This window comes from Microbacterium sp. NPDC060132 (assembly GCF_042729675.1).
In the GTDB taxonomy this organism is placed as follows: domain Bacteria; phylum Actinomycetota; class Actinomycetes; order Actinomycetales; family Microbacteriaceae; genus Microbacterium; species Microbacterium sufflavum.
In genome coordinates this window covers 2,017,092-2,036,618 of record NZ_JBHWXU010000001.1, presented here as the reverse complement: position 1 = coordinate 2,036,618, position 19,527 = coordinate 2,017,092, and the positions used below count along the sequence as shown (strand labels likewise).

The following is a 19,527-nucleotide window of genomic DNA, read 5'->3' as shown; positions in this document are numbered from 1 at the left end:
CATGGACTTCGGAAGCATCTTCGGCAACACCGCCTCCTATCTGTTCAGCCCGACGACGATCGCGTACGCGCTCGCGGCGACCGGCCTCGCGGTGCACTTCGGCTACACCGGACTGCTCAACTTCGGCATGGCCGCGTTCATGGCGATCGGCGGCTACGGCTACGCGATCTCGATCCTCACGTTCGGCTTCCCCTGGTGGGCGGGCGTGCTGGTCGGCGTGCTGGGTGGGGCCCTGTTCGCCCTGCTGCTCGGCATCCCCACGCTGCGGCTGCGCGCCGACTACCTCGCCATCGCGACCATCGCGGCCGCGGAGGTCGTGCGGCTCATGTTCGTGACGGAGCTGTTCAAGGACTGGACCAACTCCGCGGGCGGCCTCTCCGGCTACCACCAGAGCTTCCGCGACGCGAACCCCTTCCCCACCGGCACGTACGGCTTCGGTCCCTGGACCTACAACGCGACCGACCTGTGGGTGCGCGTGGTCGGCCTGATCGCCCTGGCCCTCGCGGTGCTGGTGGTGTGGGCGCTCATGCGCAGCCCGTGGGGTCGCGTGCTCAAGGGCATCCGCGAGGACGAGGACGCGGTGCGCTCGCTCGGTAAGAACGTCTTCGCGTACAAGATGCAGGCGCTCGTGGTCGGTGGCATCATCGGCGCGCTCGGCGGCATCGTGTTCATCCTGCCGTCGGCCGTGATCCCCGGCAGCTACTCCACGTCGCTGACGTTCTTCCTGTGGACGATCCTGCTGCTCGGCGGCGCCGCGACGGTGCTCGGGCCCACGCTGGGCGCCGTGCTGTTCTGGATCGTGTTCGCGTTCCTCGGCGCGCTGCTGCCCGCCATGGCGAACGCCGGTTACCTGCCCATGTCGGGCGCGCAGGCCGATGTCGTGCGGTACATCCTCATCGGCATCGTGCTGATGCTGATCGTGATCTTCCGCCCGCAGGGCATCCTCGGAAACAAGAGGGAGATGACCTTTGTCAAGTGAGAACGACGCGGCGGTCACGCCCGCGAAGAGCACCCCGCGCGCCAAGACGACCGGCCTCACCGCCGGCCCCGCGGTGCCCGGCGTCAAGAAGGTCGACCCGATCCTCGTCGTGGACGCCGTGCAGCGGCGCTTCGGCGGCCTCACGGCCGTCGACGTCGACCACCTGGAGATCCCGCGCGGCGCCATCACGGCCCTGATCGGCCCGAACGGCGCCGGCAAGACGACGCTGTTCAACCTGCTGTGCGGCTTCGACAAGCCCAACAGCGGCACCTGGTCGTTCGACGGCACCAACCTCTCCGGCATCCCCTCCTTCAAGGTCGCCCGCATGGGGCAGGTGCGCACGTTCCAGCTCACCAAGTCGCTGTCGCTGCTGACCGTGCTGGAGAACATGAAGCTCGGCGCGAAGGACCAGCGCGGCGAGGGCTTCTGGGCCGGGCTCTTCCCCTTCCTCTGGCGCAAGCAGGACCAGGAGATCGAACAGCGCGCCCACGAGCTGCTGACGCGGTTCAAGCTCGACGCCAAGGAGCAGGACTTCGCGGCGTCGCTCTCCGGAGGCCAGCGCAAGCTGCTGGAGATGGCGCGCGCACTGATGAGCAACCCGACACTGGTGATGCTCGACGAGCCCATGGCCGGCGTGAACCCGGCGCTGACGCAGTCGCTGCTCGACCACATCCTCGACCTCAAGGACCTGGGCATGACGGTGCTGTTCGTGGAGCACGACATGCACATGGTGCGTCACATCGCCGACTGGGTGGTCGTGATGGCCGAGGGACGGGTCGTGGCCGAGGGGCCGCCGGACACCGTGATGGAGGACCCCGCGGTCGTCGACGCCTACCTGGGCGCGCATCAGGACGTGGACCTGGGTGCCGTGACCGGACGTCTGCCCGTGATCTCGGACGCCGACGCGGAGCGCATCCGCGAGCAGATCGAGACCGAGGTCGAAGCCGAGGTCGAGGCCGAAGAGGCCGAGGAGGAGAAGCCATGACCGACGCGCCCGTCGAGCGGAACGAGATCAAGAACGACGACGTGGTCGTCGAGCTCACCAACGTGCACGCCGGGTACCTCCCCGGGGTGAACATCCTCAACGGCGCGAACCTCGTGGCCCACAAGGGCGAGCTGATCGGCATCATCGGCCCCAACGGCGCCGGCAAGTCGACGCTGCTGAAGGCCATCTTCGGCATGGTGAACGTGCGCGACGGCGACATCACGGTCAAGGGCGAGAGCATCGTCGGCCTCAAGGCGGACAAGCTCGTGGCGCGCGGTGTCGCGTTCGTCCCGCAGACGAACAACGTGTTCCCGTCGCTCACGATCCAGGAGAACCTCGAGATGGGGCTCTACCAGAACCCGAAGATCTTCGCGGAGCGGCTGGAGTTCGTCTCCAGCATCTTCGGCGAACTCGGCAAGCGCCTGAAGCAGCGCGCCGGGTCGCTGTCCGGCGGTGAGCGCCAGATGGTGGCCATGTCGCGCGCTCTCATGATGGACCCGTCGGTGCTGCTGCTCGACGAGCCGTCGGCCGGCCTCTCCCCCGTGCGGCAGGACGACGCGTTCATCCGCGTCTCCGACATCAACAAGGCGGGCGTGACCACGATCATGGTCGAGCAGAACGCGCGCCGCTGCCTGCAGATCTGCGACCGCGGCTACGTGCTCGATCAGGGCCGCGACGCCTACGAGGGCACGGGCCGCGAGCTGCTGAACGACCCCAAGGTCATCGGCCTCTACCTGGGAACGCTCGGCACCGACGCCGCCTGACACGCGCCGCGAAGGGCCCGGCATCCGCTGGATGCCGGGCCCTTCTGCGTGCGGAACGCGTCGCGCCGTGCCCGCCGTGGGACACGACGAAGGCCCCGAGCCGGAGCCCGGGGCCTTCGCTATGCGGCTTACTTGATCCGCGTGGTGGTGTTGTCTGCGCCGAACTCGTAGACGCCGATCGCGGCGCCCTTCGGGTCGTTGTTCTCGTCGAACGTGATCTCACCGGAGAGGCCGTCGTAGTCCGGCGTGCCTCCGTCGTTGATGATCGCGGCGCACTCGGCGAAGTCCTTGCACTTCTCGCCGTCGCCCTCGCCACCCGAGACGGTGATCATCTGCTCGGCGATGTCGGCACCCTCGACCGAGCCGGCCTTCAGGGCCGCCAGGGCGATCAGGATCACGGCGTCGTAGGCCTCGGCCGAGTAGGTCACGGCGTCGATCGGGTCGTTGCCGTCGGCCGTCCAGACCCCGTTGAGCTGGTCGAGGAAGTCCTGCGGCAGCTCGGCGCCGGCGCGCGTGCCCTTCGAACCCTCGAGGCTCACCGGGATGTCGGAGCCCCAGTCCTTCAGGTTTCCGTCGACCAGGTAGAGCGAGCCGGTGTCGATGCCCGCGTTGGCGAGCAGCGGCGCGATGGTCGCGAACTGGTCGTACGAGACCACGGCGACCGCGTCGGGCTTGGCGGCCGCGATCTCCGACACCTGGGCGTTGAACTGGCCGTCACCCTGGTTGTACGACGCGTCGGCGACGACCTCGCCGCCGGTGCCCTCGAACGTGGCCTTGATGGCCTCGAACAGGCCGGTGCCGTACGGGTCGTTCTGGTAGATGATGCCCAGCGTCTTGTGGCCATCCTCGGCGATCTGGTTGCCCAGCACCTCGCCCTGCAGGTTGTCGCTCGGCGCCGTGCGGAAGTACAGCGGGTTGATGCCCGTGAAGTCGGGCGACGTGTTCGACGGCGAGACGGTGAGGATGCCCGCACCGGCGTTGCTGTCGAGGATCAGCTTGGTGACGCTCGACGACGCGGCACCGATCATCGCGGTGATGCCCGCGTTCTGCAGGTTGGTGATCGACGTCTCGTAGGCCTTGTTGTCGAGGTCGCCCTCGTCGGCGGTGGTCAGGTCGATCGTGACACCGGCGTCGGCCTCGTTGATCTGCTGCACGGCGAGCTGCACGCCGGCTTCCATGGGAGCGCCGAGGAAGGCGAGCGATCCGGTGGCGGGCAGCAGCGAGCCGAGCTTGAGCGTCAGGTCGGCGGCCGGCTTGTCGCCGCCACCCTCCGACGGCTCGGCGTTCGGCGTGCTGCTGCAGCCGGCGATGACGATGGCGGATGCGCTGACCAGCGCGATCCCGGCGAAGACCTTCGCGGTGCGCGAGCCCTTCAGTGCGTTCATGGATGCTCCCTTGCGTGACTGAACGTGGATTGTGACCACAGGCGGGTGCTCTAACACTAGGGCGTGAGGTCAGCGCGCAGGGGGTGCAAGTATCTCGGTGCGTTAACGATCCGACACCGGGTGTCGCCGCGGTCGAGCCCGGGGATCAGAGCAGGGCGGCGCGCGCGATCCGGCGTCCCCGCCGCCCGGCCAGCAGCAGGTCGGCGACGAACACCGCGATCGCGATCCACACGAGCACGAACCCGATCCATCGCTCCGGCGGCATCGGCTCGTGCAGCACCACCACGCCGATCAGGAACTGCATGATCGGCGTGAGGAACTGGATCATGCCGATCACGGCCAGGTTCACGCGGCGCGTCCCCGCCGCGAACAACAGCAGCGGCACCGCCGTCGCGACGCCCGCGAAACCCAGCAGCAGCGCGTGCACCACACCGTTCGCGCCCATCGTGAGGCCGGAGGTCTGCGCCACCACCACCAGCTGCACCACCGCGATCGGCAGCAGCCAGAACGACTCCAGCGTGAGCCCGCTGACCGCGTCGACCGCCGGACCGATCTTCTTCTTGATGAGCCCGTACACACCGAACGAGGCGGTGAGCGACAGCGCGATCCACGGGAAGGAGCGGTACGCCACGATGATCACGACCACCGCGATCGCGGCGATGCCCACCGCGACCCACTGCAGGCGGCGGATGCGCTCCTTGAGCACGAACACCCCGAGCAGCACGGTCGTGATCGGGTTGATGAAGTAGCCCAGCGCCGTCTCGACCACGTTGCCGCTGAGCGTGCCCAGCAGGAACACCTGCCAGTTGATGTAGATGAGCAGACCGGCCAGTGCCGTCCACCCGAGCAGCCGGGGCGTGCGGAGGATCACGCGGATGGCCGCCCACCCGCGCGTGACCGTGAGCAGCAGCAGGCAGAACACGAAGGACAGCACCACGCGCCACGCGACGACCTCCCACGGGCCCGTCGGCGCCAGGAGCAGGAAGTACAGCGGCAGGACCCCCCACAGGACGTAGGCGGACGCGGCGTAGACGACGCCCGCGGTCGGGGTGGCGCGGGCGGTCTCGGGGGTCACCGCACAACCCTATGCCCGCGGCGCGACCCCACCGCGCCGGTCACCGGGCCGCTCGGGAAGATCGGCGGGAAGTGACCGACGATTGGCGGAAACGCAGAAGGGGTCCGGATGCCGTGGCATCCGGACCCCTTCGGATCCGTGGCCCCGCGCGCGGCGGGGACGGGATTCAGCTGATCAGCGGACGACGACCGCGAGGACGTCGCGAGCCGACAGGACGAGGAACTCGTCGGCGCCGAACTTCACCTCGGTGCCGCCGTACTTGCTGTAGAGCACGCGGTCGCCGACGGCGACGTCGAGCGGAACGCGGTTGCCGTTGTCGTCGATGCGGCCGGGGCCGACCGCCACGACCTCGCCCTCCTGGGGCTTCTCCTTGGCGGTGTCGGGGATGACCAGGCCACTCGCGGTGGTCTGCTCGGCCTCGACCTGCTTGATGACGATGCGGTCCTCGAGCGGCTTGATGGAAACCGACACGGTCTACCTCTTCTTTCTTGACGCTGACACGAAAGACTCGTTCGCACTCTCAACCCGAGAGTGCTAATGCCAGTGTAGGCGGTCGGCTGGCACTCATGCAATGCGAGTGCCAGCCCGGGAACGTCCGCCCCCGCGCGCCTAGGCTGAAGGCGTGGAGATGTCCGAGCTGCGTGCCCTGCTGACCCCCGCCGGCCTCGAACTGCTCGACGGCACCGGCGAGGTGGGCTCGACCGCAGAGGCCGCCGCCGCGGTGTCGCGTCTGCGCGCGGCCGGGCACTCCCCCGACCTCGTCTCCGCCGTGGTCGGCCAGGCGCACCTGCGGGCGAAGGCCGCCGCGAAGTTCGGCCCCTTCGCGGCCCGCATGCTGTTCACCAGGGCCGGCCTCGAGCAGGCCACGCGCCTGGGTGTCGCCGCCCGGCACGCGCAGCGCCTGCGCAGCGCGGGGATGACGGCCGTGGCCGACCTCGGCTGCGGCATCGGCGGTGATGCGCTCGCGTTCGCGGGCGCCGGACTCGACGTGCTGGCGGTCGACGCCGATGAGGTCACCGCCGCGATCGCCGCCTACAACCTCGCGCCCTTCGGCGACAGCGTCACCGTGCGGCACGACACCGCGGAGGACGCACTCGGGGAGCCACGACCCGGCCGCGCCGTATGGATGGACCCCGCCCGCCGCACCTCTGGGCACAGTGAGACCCGCCGCGTCGCCGCGGACGACTACTCCCCCTCGCTCGACTGGGCCTTCGGGGTCGCCGCGCGGCAGCCCACAGGGATCAAGCTCGGCCCCGCGCACGACCGCGACGCCCTGCCCGACGACGCCGAGACGCAGTGGATCAGCGCCGACGGGAGCGTGGTCGAGCTCGTGGTGTGGACGCGCGAGCTCGCGCGAGACGGTGTGCGCCGCTCGGCGCTGCTCGTCCGCGGCGACCGGTCCCACGAGCTCACCGCCGCGGCGGATGCGGAGGACGCCCCGGTGCGCGACCTCGGCGCGTTCCTCCACGAGCCGGACGGCGCCGTGATCCGCGCCCGCCTGATCGGGGATGTCGCGCGCAGCCTCGACGCGGGCATGCTCGACCCCCGCATCGCCTACCTCACGTCGGACACCGCCCTGACGAGCCCGTTCGTGCAGAGCTTCCGCGTGCGGGACGTGCTGCCGATGAACACCAAGGGCATCAACGCGGCGTTGAAGGCGAACGGCATCGGGCGGCTGGAGATCAAGAAGCGCGGGGTGGACGTGGATCCCGCGGCGTTCCGGCGCACGCTCACGCTGAAGGGCGACGCCGAGGCGACCCTGATCCTCGTGCGGATCGGCGACCGGCGCCGCGCGATCCTCGCCGACCGGGTGTCCGCGGCCGACTGATCGCTCAGCCGTCCGGGTCGCGATCGGGGATCTCCACCCGGATCGGATCGCCGGGCGGACCCGTCGTCACCAGATACGAGTCTCCGGACGGCGCCTCGGAGAACACCGCCCCGGTCGTGACCGACAGGTACGGGGCCTGCCAGCGCGTGAACTCCACCTGGACCACCGAGACCGCGATCACGTCTCCCGACTCCTGATCGACGTCGACCACCTGCACCCCCAGCCCGGACTCCAGGGCCTCGCTGATCGGGGCGCACTGGCGCGAGGCGTCGGCATCCACGATCAGACACCGCAGGGACACACCGGTGTCCGACGGACGGTCGGCCAGCCACACCGGTTCGCCGTGGAAGAACCCCACCAGCGACAGCCCGAGCTCGTAGCCGTCCGCTAGGAGCTCCTCGGCCCTGGTGCGCTGCTCGCCCTCGAACTGCGACAGCACCGACGAGTTCATGCTCCAGCGCTGGATGCTCACCATCGGCTCGTCGTCGACCGACAGCAGCAGCGTCGCCACGACGTTCTCGACCGCGGCCCCGCCCTCGTCGCCCGGCGGGTCGATCGGGACAGGGACCGTGACGTTCATGCCGTCCGCGGCGTCGTCCGCGGGCAGACAGGTCGACTGCGAGCGGTCGCCCACATCGAGCACCAGGCACAGTCGCCGGGCGTCGTCCTGCGTCGCGAACCACGCGAGCGCGTCGTCGCTCTGCGCCACCGCCCGCACCGATCCCTGGTCGTAGTCCTCGGCCGCGAGCTCGGCGCGGCGCTGCTCCTGCGCGGCGGTCAAGGGCAGCGCGGCGTCGCGCGGGGCGAACAACGCCCAGCCCGCTCCCACCCCGACCGCCACCAGTGCGAGGGCCGCGGCGACGACGATCGACGCCCGGCGACGCCGCGCGAGCGGCAGCGACGGCGCGTCCTCCGCCGCGGTGCCGTGGGGCTTCGGGACAGCGTCCCCCTCGGACGAGGGGTCGACGTTGTGCCCGGCGGCGGCCTCCGGGGCGGCCTCGCGCGGCCCGGACGCCGCGCTCTCGTGCCGCGCGAAGGCGGAGGCGGAGGCGGGGCCGGACGCACCGGGGCCGGACACACCGGAGGCGGAGGCGGAGGCGCGGCGGGCGTCGTGCAGCGTGCGGAGGCGGCGCGCCTGCACGTCGTCGAGCCCGGGGCCGCGGCCGTAGGCGCGACGCTCCAGCTCGCGCAGCTCACGCTCCGCCGCGTCGGTCCACGACCCCTCGGTGCCGGGCGTCGCTGCGGCGTCGGGCGTCTCAGTCCCCTCCGGCACCGGCGACACCCCCCTCGCGCGTGATCACCAGGAACATGGGCCCCGCATCCATCGGCAGCTCGTAGCGCGTCATCGCGCCCGAGGCCACATCGGCGACCTCCAGCGTGAGCCCGCGTCCGTACTCGCCGAACGTCTCGGCGGCCTCGCACGTCATCGGCGCCTCCGCGGTCGAGCCGTCGTAGATCAGGCACTGCCGTCCCTCGCCGATCCGCGAGGCCACCCACAGCGGAACATCGCCGTCGTACCCGGCCACCCAGATCGAGTTCGGATCGAACCCGTCCTCCGCCAAGCGCTCGGCGGTGGCGGTCTCCTCGTCGTTCGCGTACTCGATGCCGGTCACGGTGCTCGAGTAGTCGGAGGAGGCGGCGGCGACCGCGGCCTCGCCGCTCGCGGTCAGCAGCAGCTGCGCGCTGACCTGCCTCTGCCGCTCCTCGTCGGCGCCGAGGGTCAGCGAGCCGTACAGCCCGGTGTTCTCGACCTGCTCGGCAGGACCGCAACTGGGCATGGTGCTCTTGCCCGACCCCAGGACGAGGCAGATGCGCGCGCGCTGCTCCTGGGTCGCCGTCCAGATGACCACGTCGTCCTCCACCGCGAGCGCCCGCACCGACCCGGGGTCGTAGACGCCTGAGGCGACGAGGTCGTTGTGCCACACCTGTTGCTCGGCCGTCAGCGCGACCGCCGGCGCCGCGGATCGGCCGAACGCCGCCCAGCCGATGCCCACGCCGACCGCGACCAGGAGCACCGCGGCGAGCGCGAGGACGAGGGGACGACGGTTCCGCAGCGCCCCGAGGACGCCCGTCGCGTCGGTGCGCCCCGAAGACTCGCTGTCGACGCCGGCACCCGGATCCGAGCCGTCTGCACTCTCCGGCGACGCGTCGCCCGGGCCGCCACCGGACACCGCGTCCGCGCCCGATGCCGAGGCCGTGTTGGCATCGGAAGCCGGGCCGGTGTCGCATGCCGCGGCATCGCGAGCCGGCACCCCGGAGGCGTCCGCACGCCCCGCACGCCGGAGCTCTTCGAGAGCGGCCAGCCGGGCGGCCTCGGCGGCCGTGAGGGCGCCATCGCGGGCGTAGGCCTTCCGCTGCAGCGCCCGCAGCTCGTCGTCGCCCCCCGCCGACGGCATCGCTAGCCGAGCCTCTCGAACTGCATACCGGCCCACACCAGCCAGGCCAGGCTGTACACGGTCGCGCACAGGCCGAGAGCGAGCGCCCAGCGCGCGATCGCGCGGTTCTCCATCGGACGCCGCAGCGACATGATCGCCGCGATCACCGCGACCACCGCGACCGGGATCCCCCAGCCGACGAAGAACGACGCGCCCAGCGCCACGATCGCCGCCAGCAGGGCCCAGGGCGCGAGCCGCGTGTCGTCGACGGGCGCCGGCTCGGTGACCGACGGCTCCCACTCCGCATCCTCGTGACGGTCGATGTCCGGGCCGCTCACCACCACGGGCTCGATGCCGACCGGACCCGTGGGCAGCTTGCTGTATCCGTCGCGCCGCGCGCCGGGGATCCGCGCCGTCGCCGCCGAACGGTCCACCTGTTCGCTCGCCCGCTCGAGTCGCGCAGGGGGCGTCGGGGTCGCGTCTCCCGCCGGTCGCGGCACGTCGCTCATACCGCCACCGCCTCCGCGACCTGGATCTCGGTCACCGGCAGGGTCGAGTCGGCGCCGAACGCGAGCGTCGACGGCGGACGACCAGACGAGATCAGCTCGGCGGCGAGCGCCGCGATCATCGCGCCGTTGTCGGTGCACAGCGACAGCGGCGGGATGCGGACCGTGACGCCCGCCTCCGCGGCGCGCGCCAGGGCGACCTCGCGCAGCCGCCGGTTCGCGATCACGCCGCCGCCGAGCAGGAGCCGCGGGACTCCCAGGTCGGCGCAGGCGGCCAGCGCCTTCGTGACGAGCACATCGACCACAGCCTCGCGGAAGCTCGCGGCGACATCGGCGATGGGCAGCGCCGGGGCCTCGTCGCCCGCCGCCGCGGCCTCCGCCTCGAACCGCTCCACCCACCGCGCGACGGCGGTCTTGAGCCCGGAGAACGAGAAGTCGTACCGGTGCTTCGCGAGGTCGGACGCCCGGGACAGCCCGCGCGGGAACCGGATCGCCTCGGGATCCCCGCCCACCGCGGCCCTGTCGATCTCGGGGCCTCCGGGGTACGGCAGCGACAGCAGCCGCGCGACCTTGTCGAACGCCTCGCCCGCCGCATCGTCGACCGTCTCGCCCAGCAGCTCGACATCGGTCGTGAGGTCGCGCACGTGCAGCAGCGACGTGTGCCCGCCCGACACCAGCAGCGCGATCGTCGGGTACTCGAGCGGCTCCGACTCCGGCGTCAGGATGTCGGCGGCGATGTGACCGACCAGGTGGTTGACGGCGTACAGCGGCTTGTCGAGCGACACCGCGAGCCCCTTCGCCGCGCCGACACCCACCATGAGCGCGCCCGCCAGTCCCGGACCGCTCGTGACGGCGACCGCGTCGAGCTGGTCCAGGCGCACCCCGGCCTCGGCGAGCGCGGCGTCGATCGCCGGCTGCAGCGCCTCCAGGTGCGCACGAGCCGCGACCTCCGGCACGACGCCGCCGTAACGGGCGTGCTCATCCATGCTCGACGCGATCGTGTTGGACAGCAGCGTGCGGCCGCGCACGATCCCGATACCGGTCTCGTCGCAGCTCGTCTCGATGCCGAGCACCAGGGGCTCGCTCATGCGTTCGCCTCCTCCGGCGTATCGGCGACCGCGGGGTGGCGGCGCAGGTCCAGACGCATCACGATCGCGTCGACGTCGTCGGGCTGATAGTAGCGGGGGCGTCTGCCGATCTCCTCGAAGCCCTCGGCCCGGTACAGCCCCTCCGCCGGCGGGTTGTCGGCCCGCACCTCGAGGAACATCTCCCTGGGTCCCCGGGCGGCCGCCGCCCGGAGCAGAGCGTGCAGCAGCGCACGCCCCCGGCCCCGGCCGCGGTGCTCCGCGAGCAGGGCGATGGTCTGGATGTCGGCGTCGGCGCCGCCCTGCAGAGCCCTGACCCCGCCGTACCCCACGATCTCGCCGTCGACCTCGTCGACCAGATAGCGGCCGTGCGGACTCGACAGCTCGCTCGCCATGGTCTCGCGGCTCCAGGCGTCGGTGGGGAACGACCGCTCCTCGATCGCCATGATCGCGTCGAGGTCGCCCGGCACCGCCTCCCGCAGCGTCACGAACCCACCTTCTTCGGCGCTCCGGGCAGGGTCACATCGGGGTGACGGAGGTACAGCGGCTCGGCGTCGGCGAGCGTGCGGCCCGCGGCCAGCGCCCGCGCGCCCGCCCTGGCCAGGTCGACCGCGGAGAGCACAGTCGTGTCGACGCGCGGGATGCCGTCGAGGTGGGTGTCCGCATCGACGGCCCGCACCAGCACCGTGTCGGCCACGACCACCGGCAGTCCGTCGTCGTCGAGCCCGTCGAACACCGTGACCGCGACCTCGCGGCGGCGTGCGTCGGTGACGATCGCGAACGGGCCGGACTGCGTCGGCAGGGCCGTGAGCGCCGCCGCGGTGTGGCTCGGGACCGGCAGCACGGGCAGGCCGCGGCCGAGGGCGAACGCGCGGGCGGCGGCGATCCCGATGCGCAGCCCGGTGAACGGTCCAGGACCCATGCCGGACACGACGTGGGTGATGCCGTCGGAGCCTCCGTCGCGGAGCACCCCGGCGAGCAGATCGCCGATCACCTCCGCATGACCGAGCGGATCGGCGGTGCCCGCCTCGGCCCGCGGCGTCCCGTCGGGGTCGATGAGAGCGACGGCGGTGCCAAGGGACGTGTCGACGGCGAGGATCACCCCTCCAGGGTAGTCGTCACGGGCCCTCCGGCGCCGTGCAGGAGGGGCCGCCCGCTCAGCCCAGGGGCGCCCTGACCGGGTAGTCCTGATCCTCCAGGATGACCTGGGCGGCCGCGCCCGTCGTCCGGTTCACGACCACGGGCGCCAGGAGGTTCACGCTCACGCCATCCGCCGAGGGGTGCGCGACCACGAGCACCAGGGCATCGTCGGGCGAGCGCAGTGCCAGGTCGTCCACCTGGGCGTCGCTCAGCGTCGGCGCATACTCCCCGAGCACGGTGCTCGGGTCGACCAGGTACAGCCGCAGCGCCTCGTCGGCCACGGCCCGCAGCGCGAACAGCCCGTCGGCGCCGTCGATCGGCGCGAGCGAGAAGTCGACGTGCGGGGCGAGCCCGGGAGGCGGGGCGGTGAAGGTGAGCGCCGCGGTCATCGCAGGAAGTCCATCAGCGAGGGCTGCAGCACGCGGGCGTTCACCGCGAGCGCCGACCGGTAGACGAGCTCCTGGGCTTGGAGGCGGATGAGGACCTCCACGGAGTCGACGTCCTCGACCGCCGCGCGGCGGGACTCGAGGGACACGGAATTCTGCACGGCCGCCTCCTTGGCGCGTTCGATCTGGGACTGACGGGTGCCGACCGAGCCCTGCACCCCGAGCATCGCGGTGCGGCGGTCGTCGATCTCGCCGAGCCGCGGCCCGACGTTGGTGCCGGAGCGGAGATCCGCCACGATGCGGTCGACCAGCGCGAACACGGAGTCGTCCCCCGTGCCGAACACGGCCGCGCCGTCGGTGTCGACGCGGACCGAGGCGGCGTCGGACACGCGGCGCGTGACCTCGGAGCCCGCGACGCCGCTGTACGAGTAGTCGGCCGCGAAGGCCGCGGTGTCCGACGTGCCGGCGAACACGGAGCGGCCGAGCAGACGGGTGTTCGCCTGCGCGAGCAGCTCGCCCCTGATGCCCTCCAGCTCCACCGCCAGGGCCTCCTTGGCGGTCGCGTCGAGCGCGCCGTCGTTGGCGCCCTGCGCCGTGAGGTCGCGCACACGGGACAGCAGCGAGGTGCTGGCGGTGATGGCGCTGTCGGCCGCGGTCACCCACGCCAGCCCGTCGTCGATGTTGCGGGCGTACTGCTCGGTGCGGCGCTGCTCGGCGTGCAGCGCCAGGGTCGCGGCCGCGGCGGTCGGGTCGTCCGACGGTGACGCGAACGCCTTCTGCGAGGTCGCCTGGTCCTGCAGCCGCGCGAGCTCGGACAGGTTGGCCTGCAACTGGCGCATGGCCGTCTGGGTCATGGTGGACTGCGTCACGCGAGAGATCACGGTGCTCCTCCGATCAGCGTCCGACGACGCCCGTGCGGTTGATCAGGACGTCGAGGGCCTCGTCCACGGCGGTGAGCACGCGGGCGGCCGCCTGATACGCGGTCTGGTAGGTGAGGAGGCTGATCGTCTCCTCGTCGCCGTCGACGGCCGCGACGGACTGCTGGGCGCCGATGGCCCCCGCCGCCGCCGACTCCGACACCTTCGCGCGCTGCACGTCGGCCGCGGTCGAGACGCCGAAGCGGGTGACCTGGTCGGTCCACAGCGCATCGGGCGAGGTGGCGCGCCGTCCGATCTGCGAGATGAGATCGGCGTTGCTCGCATCCTTCGCCCCCGCGCCCGGAGCCGCCAGGGCCAGCTGGTCGGCGCTCGTCACGGCCACGCGCAGCCCGAGGGCCGCGGAACCCGTCGCCGGGAGGGTGAAGAAGTCGCCGCCCGGCTGACCGGAGGCCGTGACACCGGCCCGGTGCTGCGCGTTGAGCGACTCGGCCAGCGCGGTCGCCACACGGTCGTAGGTCGAGGCGAGCTGCGCGAGCATGCCCCCGTCGGCGGCCGGCGCCAGCACCGACAGCGTGCCGCCCAGCTCGCCGCCGTCGACCGAGACCGGAAGGTCGGGTGCCGACTCCCAGATCACTCCGACGCGCTGCCCCGCCTCGATCGCGGTCGGCCCGGTGAGGGCGAGACGGCGGGCGTCACCGCCGGAGACCAGGGCGTTGCCGCCGAGGCGCAGCGTGAGCGTGCCGTCGCTCTCCAGGGTCCCGGTGCCGCCCGTGAGGCGGGCGACATCCTCCGCGAGCACGGTCCGGCGATCCATCAGCTCGTTCGCGGAACGCCCGGCGGCGAGCGCGTCGCGGATCTCGCTGTTGAGCACGGCGATCTGCTCGGCGGCCGCATTCGCCTGATCGACCGCGCGACCCGCCGACTCGCGTGCGGCCGTCCACTGCGCTGCCACCGTGCGGTAGCCGCCGGCCACGTGCGCGGCGAGCTCCTTCGCGGACTCCAGGACGCTCGCCGCGGCGGCGCCGGAGTCGGGCGTGTTCGCGAGCTCCTGCCACCCCGCCCAGAAGGAGGTGAGGCGGTTGGCGAGGCCCTTGTCGGTCGGCTCGCCCAGAGCAGCCTCGGCCGTGGTCGCGGCGAGGGCGCGCGCCGACCAGTAGCCCGAGGTGCCGAGGGTGTCGCGCACCCGCGCGTCGAGCAGGGCGTCACCGAGCCGGGCGACGCCGTCGATCGACACGCCGTGGCCGGGGAGCGCCCCCATGCTGAAGCGGCCCGTCTGGGCGACGGCGGCGATCGACGAGGTCTCGACCCGCTGCCGCGTGTACCCCTCGGTCTTCTGGTTGGCGATGTTCTGTCCGACGACGTCCATGCCGCGGCGTGCCGCGGCGAGTCCGCTCGCGGCGGTGTTCAGTCCACTGAAGGTCGACATGGTCCCCTCTCGGTCACATCTCTGTGTCGATGATGCGGGCGGAGTCCTCGCGGGCGCGGTCTCCACGGGTGGTGTACTCGCCGCTCTCGAGGCCGAGTGCGGCGATGGTCTCCTGCGTCGCGCGGAGCACGCCGCTGAGCTGCTCGGCGGTGGAGTCGCGCATCTGCTCGACCTCCGCCGTCAGCCGCACGAGCGCGCGCAGGTGGTCGGTGAGCACGTCGGCCCACGCCCCCTCCGGCGCGTGCTCGATGAGCTCCGTGATGGTCGCCTCGTCCGAGGCGCCCCACTCCTGCGCGACTCCGGCGACCTCGACGGCCCTGGACAGTCCTGCACTGCGCAGACGATCGAGTACCTGATCGATCTCGCGTGCCGCAAACTGTATCCAGTGCGATCGGCCAGCCGCGAGCAGCAGTTGCTGCTCGTCGAGCTTGAAAAGCAGCATCTCGAGCAGCTCGCGCTCGCGCCAGAGCTGCATCGATAGTTCGTTGGCTCCCATGATCCCCTTGTTCCCCAGCGATCCCCCGCCCCAACGCCGGTGCGATCGACCCGCCTGTTAACGGTTCATTAATCCCTATCGGCCGCCGCGCCCATAAGGTTACTATGTGGAACGGCGGTGGTTAGTTCTCCCCATGTACATATCGCGAATTATGTGATATGCGCATCTACCCCTCGCCATGGAGCTTCCGGAGTGCATCCAGAGAGGTGGATCATCCCCCATGTCGTCGCGCGCTGAGCGCAACCGCCTCGTCGAGGCCAACCTTCCCCTGGTCGGCTATCTCGCTGCGGACACCCATGCTCGGGCAACCCACATCCCCCGCGAAGAGCTCGCCGCCGTCGGCGCGCTCGCCCTCGTGACCGCCGCCGACGCCTACGACCCCGCGCTCGGCGTCCCCTTCGGCGCCTACGCCCGGCGCCGCATCCTCGGTGCGTTCGCCGACGAGATGCGCTCCATGGACTGGGCGTCCCGCGGCATCCGCAAGCGCATCAAAGAGACCGTCGCCGTGCGCGACACCCTCACCGCCGCCCTCGGCCGCACGGCCACCGTGACCGAGGTCGCGACGGCCATGGGCTCGCCCAGGGAGGCCGTGTCGGAAGCACTCGCCGACGCCGCGCGCACCGTCTCCACCATCGACGACCCGGCCGCCCGCGACCTGGTCGCCGACGTGCCCCTGCCGGAGGAGTCCGCCCTGGTCGGGGAGCGCCGCGAGGTGCTGGAGCACGCGATCGCCGCCCTTCCCGAGCGCATGCGCCGCATCGTGCTGGCCGTGTACATCGAGGAACGGCCCGTGAAGGAGATCGCCGAAGAGCTGGGGGTGACCCACTCCGCCGTCTCGCAGCAGCGATCGGAGGCCGTGCGGCTGCTGCGCGACGCGCTCGACCGCTACTTCGCCGAGGGCACGGTGGAACCCGTCGCCTCCACCCGCATCTCCCCCGCCGCCCGCGACGCCTACTTCGGCCGGATCGCCGAGGCCGCCGGCGCCCGCATCGGCGAGGTGTTCCGCACCGCGGCCCCCGCCTGACCACGCCGCATCCCTAACGCGCGCGCCTCCTCCGCCGATAGGTGTGAGCGGGAGACCACGGACGGTCCCCCGTACAACACATCACGGAGGAAACCCTCATGGGTATGCAGATCAACACCAACGTGTCGGCGCTCAACGCCTACCGCAACCTGTCCAACACGCAGAACGACGTGTCGAAGTCGCTCGAGAAGCTCTCGAGCGGTTTCCGCATCAACCGCGCAGCGGACGACGCCGCCGGCCTCGCGATCTCCGAGGGCCTGCGCTCGCAGGTCAACGGCCTGAACGTCGCGGCCCGCAACGCCCAGGACGGCATCTCGGTCATCCAGACCGCAGAAGGCGCCCTGACCGAAGTGCACTCCATCCTGCAGCGCGTTCGCGACCTGACCAACCAGGGCGCGAACGACTCGAACAACGCGAAGTCGCGCAACGCCATCCAGACCGAGATCTCCGCCCTGGGCGACGAGCTCACCCGGATCGCGGCGAGCACCAACTTCAACGGCATCAAGCTGCTCTCGGGCGGCACGACGCTGACGTTCCAGGTGGGCGCGGGAGCGGTCGCCGCCGAAGACCAGATCTCGGTGAACCTGACCAACTTCGCCACGCTCGGTGCCGACATCAAGACGCTCGCGACGGGCATGACGGACGCGGCATCGTACGGCGCTGCTCTGGCGGGCATCGACACGCAGATCCAGGCGGTCTCGACCGCACGTGCCGGCTACGGTGCGCTGCAGAACCGCTTCGAGTCGACCATCAACAGCCTCAACGTGTCGGCCGAGAACCTCGCCGCCGCCGAGAGCCGCATCCGCGACACCGACATGGCGTCCGAGATGGTCAAGTTCACGTCGGCGAACATCCTGTCGCAGGCGGGAACGGCGATGCTCGCGCAGGCCAACCAGGCCAACCAGGGCGTGCTCCAGCTGCTGCGCTGATCCGCACCGCAGCACTGAATCGCAGCGGGGGTCCGGGTGACGGCGCCGTCCGTCACCCGGACCCTCCCCCACACGGAAGGGATCGCGCATGTCGCTCTCGCTCGACGGCCTCGTGTCCGGCCTGAAGACCACCGACATCATCAAGGCGCTGATGGACGTGCACGCGATCCCGCGCACGCTGCTCAAGGCGAAGATCGACGACAAGAACGCCGTCATGACGCAGCTGCGCACCCTCAACACCGCCGTGCAGAACCTCGCGACCGCCGCCGAGAAGGCCGCAGCCCCCGGTGGTCTCGACCGCTTCACCGGCACCTCGTCGTCCGACACCGTGAAGGTCGCGCTACGGGCCGGAGCCGTCCCGCTCACCACCGACATCGTCGTCGACCGCGTCGCCCAGACCCACACCGTCGTCACCGCCGCCTCGCGCGGCTGGGCCGTCGACCCGCCCGTGCTCACCCTGGAGAACGCCGCGGGCGAGCGCGTGCAGGTGCAGGCCGACTCCGCGTCGATCCAGGACATCGCGCAGGCGATCAACGACGCCGACACGGGGATCGTGGCCACCGCCGTGCCCGCCGGGCGCGACGCCGACGGCAACCCGCTGCACCGCCTGCAGCTGCGCGCCGAGGACTCCGGCGAGGCCGGGCGCTTCCGCGTCTACCGCGGCGATATCGCCGCCGTGCAGAACGGAACCGCGACCGACGTCGCCACCGAGACCGGCGCGGCCGTGATCGCCACCGGCACCGACGCGCAGGTGCGCCTGTGGGCAGGAACCGGCGCCGAGCAGGTGCTCACCTCGACCAGCAACACCTTCACCGACCTGTTCGAGGGCGTCGACGTCACCGTCTCCACCCCCTCCACCACCCCGGTCACCGTGACCGTCGCCGTCGACACGGCCGCCCGCACCAAGGCCTCCGGCGAGTTCATCGCCCTCGTGACCGACATCTTCACCCGCATCGACAACGGCTCGAAGGCGACAGTCCCCACCGGTCAGGGCGGCAAGACGACCCTCGGCGTGTTCACCGGCGACAGCACCATCCGCGGCATGCGCACCGCCCTCGCCGACGCCGTGCAGCACCCGGTCGACGGCGTCTCGCCCTCCACCATCGGCATCTCGACCGACATGTACGGCAAGCTCACGTTCGACGAGGACAAGTTCGCCGAGGAGCTCGCGAAGGACCCGGATGCGGTCGGCGCGCTCTTCTCCGCGGTCGCCGCGCGCATCGAGGAGACCGCGACGTCGTTCTCCGACAAGTACGACGGACTGCTCACCACCCGCATCACCGGGCAGGAGAGCGAGGTCAAGAGCCTCGGCGAGCAGATGGAGCGCTGGGACGTGCGCCTCGCGCAGCGCAAGGCCACCCTCGAGCGCACCTACGCCCGGCTCGAGGTGATGCTGTCGCAGATGCAGTCGCAATCGTCGTACCTGGCGTCGCAGATCAACTCGCTGCCGAGCAGCCGCTCCGGATCGGACTCGTGAGCATGAACGCCGCCCTGCGCGCCCAGCAGCGCTACCGCGAGGACGCCATCCTCTCCGCGCCGCCGGAGCGACTGGTCACCATGCTCTACGACCGCCTGCTGCTCGACATCGAACGCGGCGAGACCGCCCAGCGCGCGGGCGACTGGGCCGAGGCGAACGCGCAGCTGCAGCACGCGCAGGCCATCGTCGCCGAACTGTCGTCTTCGCTCACCGACGAGTGGAACGGCAGCGCCGGCCTCCGCTCGCTCTACGTCTTCCTCAGTCAGACGCTCATCGGCGCGAACATCGGCCGCGACCCCGAACGCACCAGGGCCTGCCACGGCATCGTCGCCCCGCTGCGCGACGCCTGGCACGAGGCGTCCCGGTCGCTCGCGGAGAGTCGCGCGTGAGCGCCGACGCCTGGGAGGAGCTGCTGGACCGGCTGGAGCAGGAAGCCGAGCGCATCCTCGCCGCACCCGACGGAGCCGTCGAGACGCACGAGCTGCCGCCCTGGACGCCGCCGCCCGCGCCGCTGCCCGCGCACCTCGCCGACCGCGCCCGCCGCGTGATCGACCGCCAGCGCGCGGCCATGGACCGCGTACGCCACGAGATCGACGGCGTCCGCCAGCACCTCGGCGCCGTGGGGCGCGTACCGGCACCGCGCGAACCCGACGCACCGGCCTACCTCGACGTGGACGGCTGACGGCCGCCTAACGCACCCGGCCTGCCTGCCGACAGTGCACCGTGAGCACGGATGGCTCGCAAGACTCGGCCAGGGATCGGCCATTTCCACCACACACTGGGAGCCGG

22 protein-coding genes are annotated in these 19,527 nt (G+C 71.6%); 9 read left to right on the top strand and 13 right to left on the bottom strand.

What is annotated here, in order from left to right; all coding sequences use genetic code 11:
- The first annotated feature begins 1 nt into the window (after window position 1).
- Genes ACFWCH_RS09995 through ACFWCH_RS09985 form a run of 3 tightly spaced genes read left to right on the top strand, consistent with a single transcriptional unit; the run spans window position 2 to window position 2,728 of the window.
- Window positions 2-979 (top strand): branched-chain amino acid ABC transporter permease, encoded by a 978-nt coding sequence (locus tag ACFWCH_RS09995; protein ID WP_136035189.1) that lies wholly within the window; start codon window positions 2-4, stop codon window positions 977-979.
- Window positions 969-1,964 (top strand): ABC transporter ATP-binding protein, encoded by a 996-nt coding sequence (locus tag ACFWCH_RS09990; protein WP_168387197.1) that lies wholly within the window; start codon window positions 969-971, stop codon window positions 1,962-1,964. The genes ACFWCH_RS09995 and ACFWCH_RS09990 overlap by 11 nt, the downstream gene beginning before the upstream one ends.
- Window positions 1,961-2,728, top strand: coding sequence for an ABC transporter ATP-binding protein (locus ACFWCH_RS09985; RefSeq protein ID WP_136035190.1), 768 nt, complete (start codon window positions 1,961-1,963; stop codon window positions 2,726-2,728). The genes ACFWCH_RS09990 and ACFWCH_RS09985 overlap by 4 nt, the downstream gene beginning before the upstream one ends.
- Before the next feature lie 128 nt (window positions 2,729-2,856).
- Here the strand turns inward: ACFWCH_RS09985 and ACFWCH_RS09980 are convergent, their stop codons facing one another.
- The 3 genes from ACFWCH_RS09980 to groES form a co-directional block, all read right to left on the bottom strand.
- Window positions 2,857-4,113, bottom strand: a complete 1,257-nt coding sequence (locus tag ACFWCH_RS09980; protein ID WP_378803464.1) for an ABC transporter substrate-binding protein — start codon at window positions 4,111-4,113, stop codon at window positions 2,857-2,859.
- Between the two features lie 145 nt (window positions 4,114-4,258).
- On the bottom strand, window positions 4,259-5,188 hold the full coding sequence (gene rarD / locus ACFWCH_RS09975; RefSeq protein ID WP_136035192.1) for an EamA family transporter RarD: 930 nt from the start codon (window positions 5,186-5,188) through the stop codon (window positions 4,259-4,261).
- Window positions 5,189-5,362: 174 nt separating this feature from the next.
- Entirely contained in the window at window positions 5,363-5,659 is a 297-nt protein-coding gene (groES, locus tag ACFWCH_RS09970) for a co-chaperone GroES (protein ID WP_017203655.1), read from the bottom strand.
- A gap of 151 nt (window positions 5,660-5,810) precedes the next feature.
- Between groES and ACFWCH_RS09965 the strand changes: the two genes are divergently transcribed.
- Window positions 5,811-7,016, top strand: coding sequence for an SAM-dependent methyltransferase (locus tag ACFWCH_RS09965; protein ID WP_378803463.1), 1,206 nt, complete (start codon window positions 5,811-5,813; stop codon window positions 7,014-7,016).
- A gap of 4 nt (window positions 7,017-7,020) precedes the next feature.
- Here the strand turns inward: ACFWCH_RS09965 and ACFWCH_RS09960 are convergent, their stop codons facing one another.
- Genes ACFWCH_RS09960 through flgN form a run of 10 tightly spaced genes read right to left on the bottom strand, consistent with a single transcriptional unit; the run spans window position 7,021 to window position 15,308 of the window.
- Window positions 7,021-8,289 (bottom strand): hypothetical protein, encoded by a 1,269-nt coding sequence (locus ACFWCH_RS09960; RefSeq protein ID WP_378803462.1) that lies wholly within the window; start codon window positions 8,287-8,289, stop codon window positions 7,021-7,023.
- Window positions 8,273-9,412 carry a hypothetical protein gene (locus ACFWCH_RS09955; protein ID WP_378803461.1) on the bottom strand — a complete coding sequence of 380 codons (1,140 nt, stop codon included), beginning with the start codon at window positions 9,410-9,412 and terminating at the stop codon, window positions 8,273-8,275. Before ACFWCH_RS09955 ends, ACFWCH_RS09960 begins: the two co-directional genes overlap by 17 nt.
- Before the next feature lie 2 nt (window positions 9,413-9,414).
- Window positions 9,415-9,900 (bottom strand): hypothetical protein, encoded by a 486-nt coding sequence (locus tag ACFWCH_RS09950; protein ID WP_136031035.1) that lies wholly within the window; start codon window positions 9,898-9,900, stop codon window positions 9,415-9,417.
- Window positions 9,897-10,985: a tRNA (adenosine(37)-N6)-threonylcarbamoyltransferase complex transferase subunit TsaD gene (tsaD, locus tag ACFWCH_RS09945; protein ID WP_136031037.1), complete on the bottom strand. Its 1,089-nt coding sequence runs from the start codon at window positions 10,983-10,985 to the stop codon at window positions 9,897-9,899. Before tsaD ends, ACFWCH_RS09950 begins: the two co-directional genes overlap by 4 nt.
- A complete protein-coding gene (gene rimI / locus ACFWCH_RS09940) occupies window positions 10,982-11,470 on the bottom strand; it encodes a ribosomal protein S18-alanine N-acetyltransferase (RefSeq protein WP_378803460.1) in 489 nt (162 codons plus the stop codon). The genes tsaD and rimI overlap by 4 nt, the downstream gene beginning before the upstream one ends.
- Window positions 11,467-12,084 carry a tRNA (adenosine(37)-N6)-threonylcarbamoyltransferase complex dimerization subunit type 1 TsaB gene (gene tsaB, locus ACFWCH_RS09935; protein WP_247638451.1) on the bottom strand — a complete coding sequence of 206 codons (618 nt, stop codon included), beginning with the start codon at window positions 12,082-12,084 and terminating at the stop codon, window positions 11,467-11,469. Before tsaB ends, rimI begins: the two co-directional genes overlap by 4 nt.
- 55 nt (window positions 12,085-12,139) lie before the next feature.
- Window positions 12,140-12,511, bottom strand: a complete 372-nt coding sequence (locus ACFWCH_RS09930; protein WP_136035474.1) for a flagellar assembly protein FliW — start codon at window positions 12,509-12,511, stop codon at window positions 12,140-12,142.
- Window positions 12,508-13,389, bottom strand: coding sequence for a flagellar hook-associated protein FlgL (flgL, locus tag ACFWCH_RS09925; RefSeq protein WP_378803459.1), 882 nt, complete (start codon window positions 13,387-13,389; stop codon window positions 12,508-12,510). Before flgL ends, ACFWCH_RS09930 begins: the two co-directional genes overlap by 4 nt.
- Window positions 13,390-13,402: 13 nt before the next feature.
- On the bottom strand, window positions 13,403-14,812 hold the full coding sequence (gene flgK / locus ACFWCH_RS09920; protein WP_378803458.1) for a flagellar hook-associated protein FlgK: 1,410 nt from the start codon (window positions 14,810-14,812) through the stop codon (window positions 13,403-13,405).
- Window positions 14,813-14,825: 13 nt separating this feature from the next.
- On the bottom strand, window positions 14,826-15,308 hold the full coding sequence (flgN, locus tag ACFWCH_RS09915; RefSeq protein ID WP_136031050.1) for a flagellar export chaperone FlgN: 483 nt from the start codon (window positions 15,306-15,308) through the stop codon (window positions 14,826-14,828).
- A gap of 220 nt (window positions 15,309-15,528) precedes the next feature.
- Here flgN and ACFWCH_RS09910 point away from each other — a divergent pair, with 220 nt between their 5' ends.
- The 5 genes from ACFWCH_RS09910 to ACFWCH_RS09890 all read left to right on the top strand — a co-directional run bounded on the left by ACFWCH_RS09910 (window position 15,529) and on the right by ACFWCH_RS09890 (window position 19,420).
- Entirely contained in the window at window positions 15,529-16,332 is an 804-nt protein-coding gene (locus ACFWCH_RS09910) for a sigma-70 family RNA polymerase sigma factor (protein WP_136031052.1), read from the top strand.
- Window positions 16,333-16,430: 98 nt separating this feature from the next.
- Complete coding sequence (locus ACFWCH_RS09905) at window positions 16,431-17,261, top strand: flagellin (RefSeq protein ID WP_136031054.1); 831 nt, start codon at window positions 16,431-16,433, stop codon at window positions 17,259-17,261.
- Window positions 17,262-17,349: 88 nt separating this feature from the next.
- A complete protein-coding gene (fliD, locus tag ACFWCH_RS09900; protein WP_136035470.1) occupies window positions 17,350-18,738 on the top strand; it encodes a flagellar filament capping protein FliD in 1,389 nt (462 codons plus the stop codon).
- A 2-nt stretch (window positions 18,739-18,740) separates the two neighbouring features.
- Window positions 18,741-19,127 carry a flagellar export chaperone FliS gene (gene fliS / locus ACFWCH_RS09895; protein WP_136031073.1) on the top strand — a complete coding sequence of 129 codons (387 nt, stop codon included), beginning with the start codon at window positions 18,741-18,743 and terminating at the stop codon, window positions 19,125-19,127.
- Window positions 19,124-19,420: a hypothetical protein gene (locus tag ACFWCH_RS09890; RefSeq protein WP_136031059.1), complete on the top strand. Its 297-nt coding sequence runs from the start codon at window positions 19,124-19,126 to the stop codon at window positions 19,418-19,420. The genes fliS and ACFWCH_RS09890 overlap by 4 nt, the downstream gene beginning before the upstream one ends.
- The last annotated feature ends 107 nt before the right edge of the window (window positions 19,421-19,527 follow it).

What these genes read in the sequence shown, in the direction of transcription:
- ACFWCH_RS09995 (WP_136035189.1), top strand. Translation starts at nt 2, where the DNA reads ATGGACTTCGGAAGCATCTTCGGCAACACCGCCTCCTATCTGTTCAGC.
- ACFWCH_RS09985 (WP_136035190.1), top strand. Translation starts at nt 1,961, where the DNA reads ATGACCGACGCGCCCGTCGAGCGGAACGAGATCAAGAACGACGACGTG.
- ACFWCH_RS09980 (WP_378803464.1), bottom strand. Translation starts at nt 4,113, where the DNA reads ATGAACGCACTGAAGGGCTCGCGCACCGCGAAGGTCTTCGCCGGGATC.
- ACFWCH_RS09955 (WP_378803461.1), bottom strand. Translation starts at nt 9,412, where the DNA reads ATGCCGTCGGCGGGGGGCGACGACGAGCTGCGGGCGCTGCAGCGGAAG.
- ACFWCH_RS09950 (WP_136031035.1), bottom strand. Translation starts at nt 9,900, where the DNA reads ATGAGCGACGTGCCGCGACCGGCGGGAGACGCGACCCCGACGCCCCCT.
- tsaD (WP_136031037.1), bottom strand. Translation starts at nt 10,985, where the DNA reads ATGAGCGAGCCCCTGGTGCTCGGCATCGAGACGAGCTGCGACGAGACC.
- ACFWCH_RS09930 (WP_136035474.1), bottom strand. Translation starts at nt 12,511, where the DNA reads ATGACCGCGGCGCTCACCTTCACCGCCCCGCCTCCCGGGCTCGCCCCG.
- flgK (WP_378803458.1), bottom strand. Translation starts at nt 14,812, where the DNA reads ATGTCGACCTTCAGTGGACTGAACACCGCCGCGAGCGGACTCGCCGCG.
- flgN (WP_136031050.1), bottom strand. Translation starts at nt 15,308, where the DNA reads ATGGGAGCCAACGAACTATCGATGCAGCTCTGGCGCGAGCGCGAGCTG.
- ACFWCH_RS09910 (WP_136031052.1), top strand. Translation starts at nt 15,529, where the DNA reads ATGTCGTCGCGCGCTGAGCGCAACCGCCTCGTCGAGGCCAACCTTCCC.
- ACFWCH_RS09905 (WP_136031054.1), top strand. Translation starts at nt 16,431, where the DNA reads ATGGGTATGCAGATCAACACCAACGTGTCGGCGCTCAACGCCTACCGC.
- fliD (WP_136035470.1), top strand. Translation starts at nt 17,350, where the DNA reads ATGTCGCTCTCGCTCGACGGCCTCGTGTCCGGCCTGAAGACCACCGAC.
- fliS (WP_136031073.1), top strand. Translation starts at nt 18,741, where the DNA reads ATGAACGCCGCCCTGCGCGCCCAGCAGCGCTACCGCGAGGACGCCATC.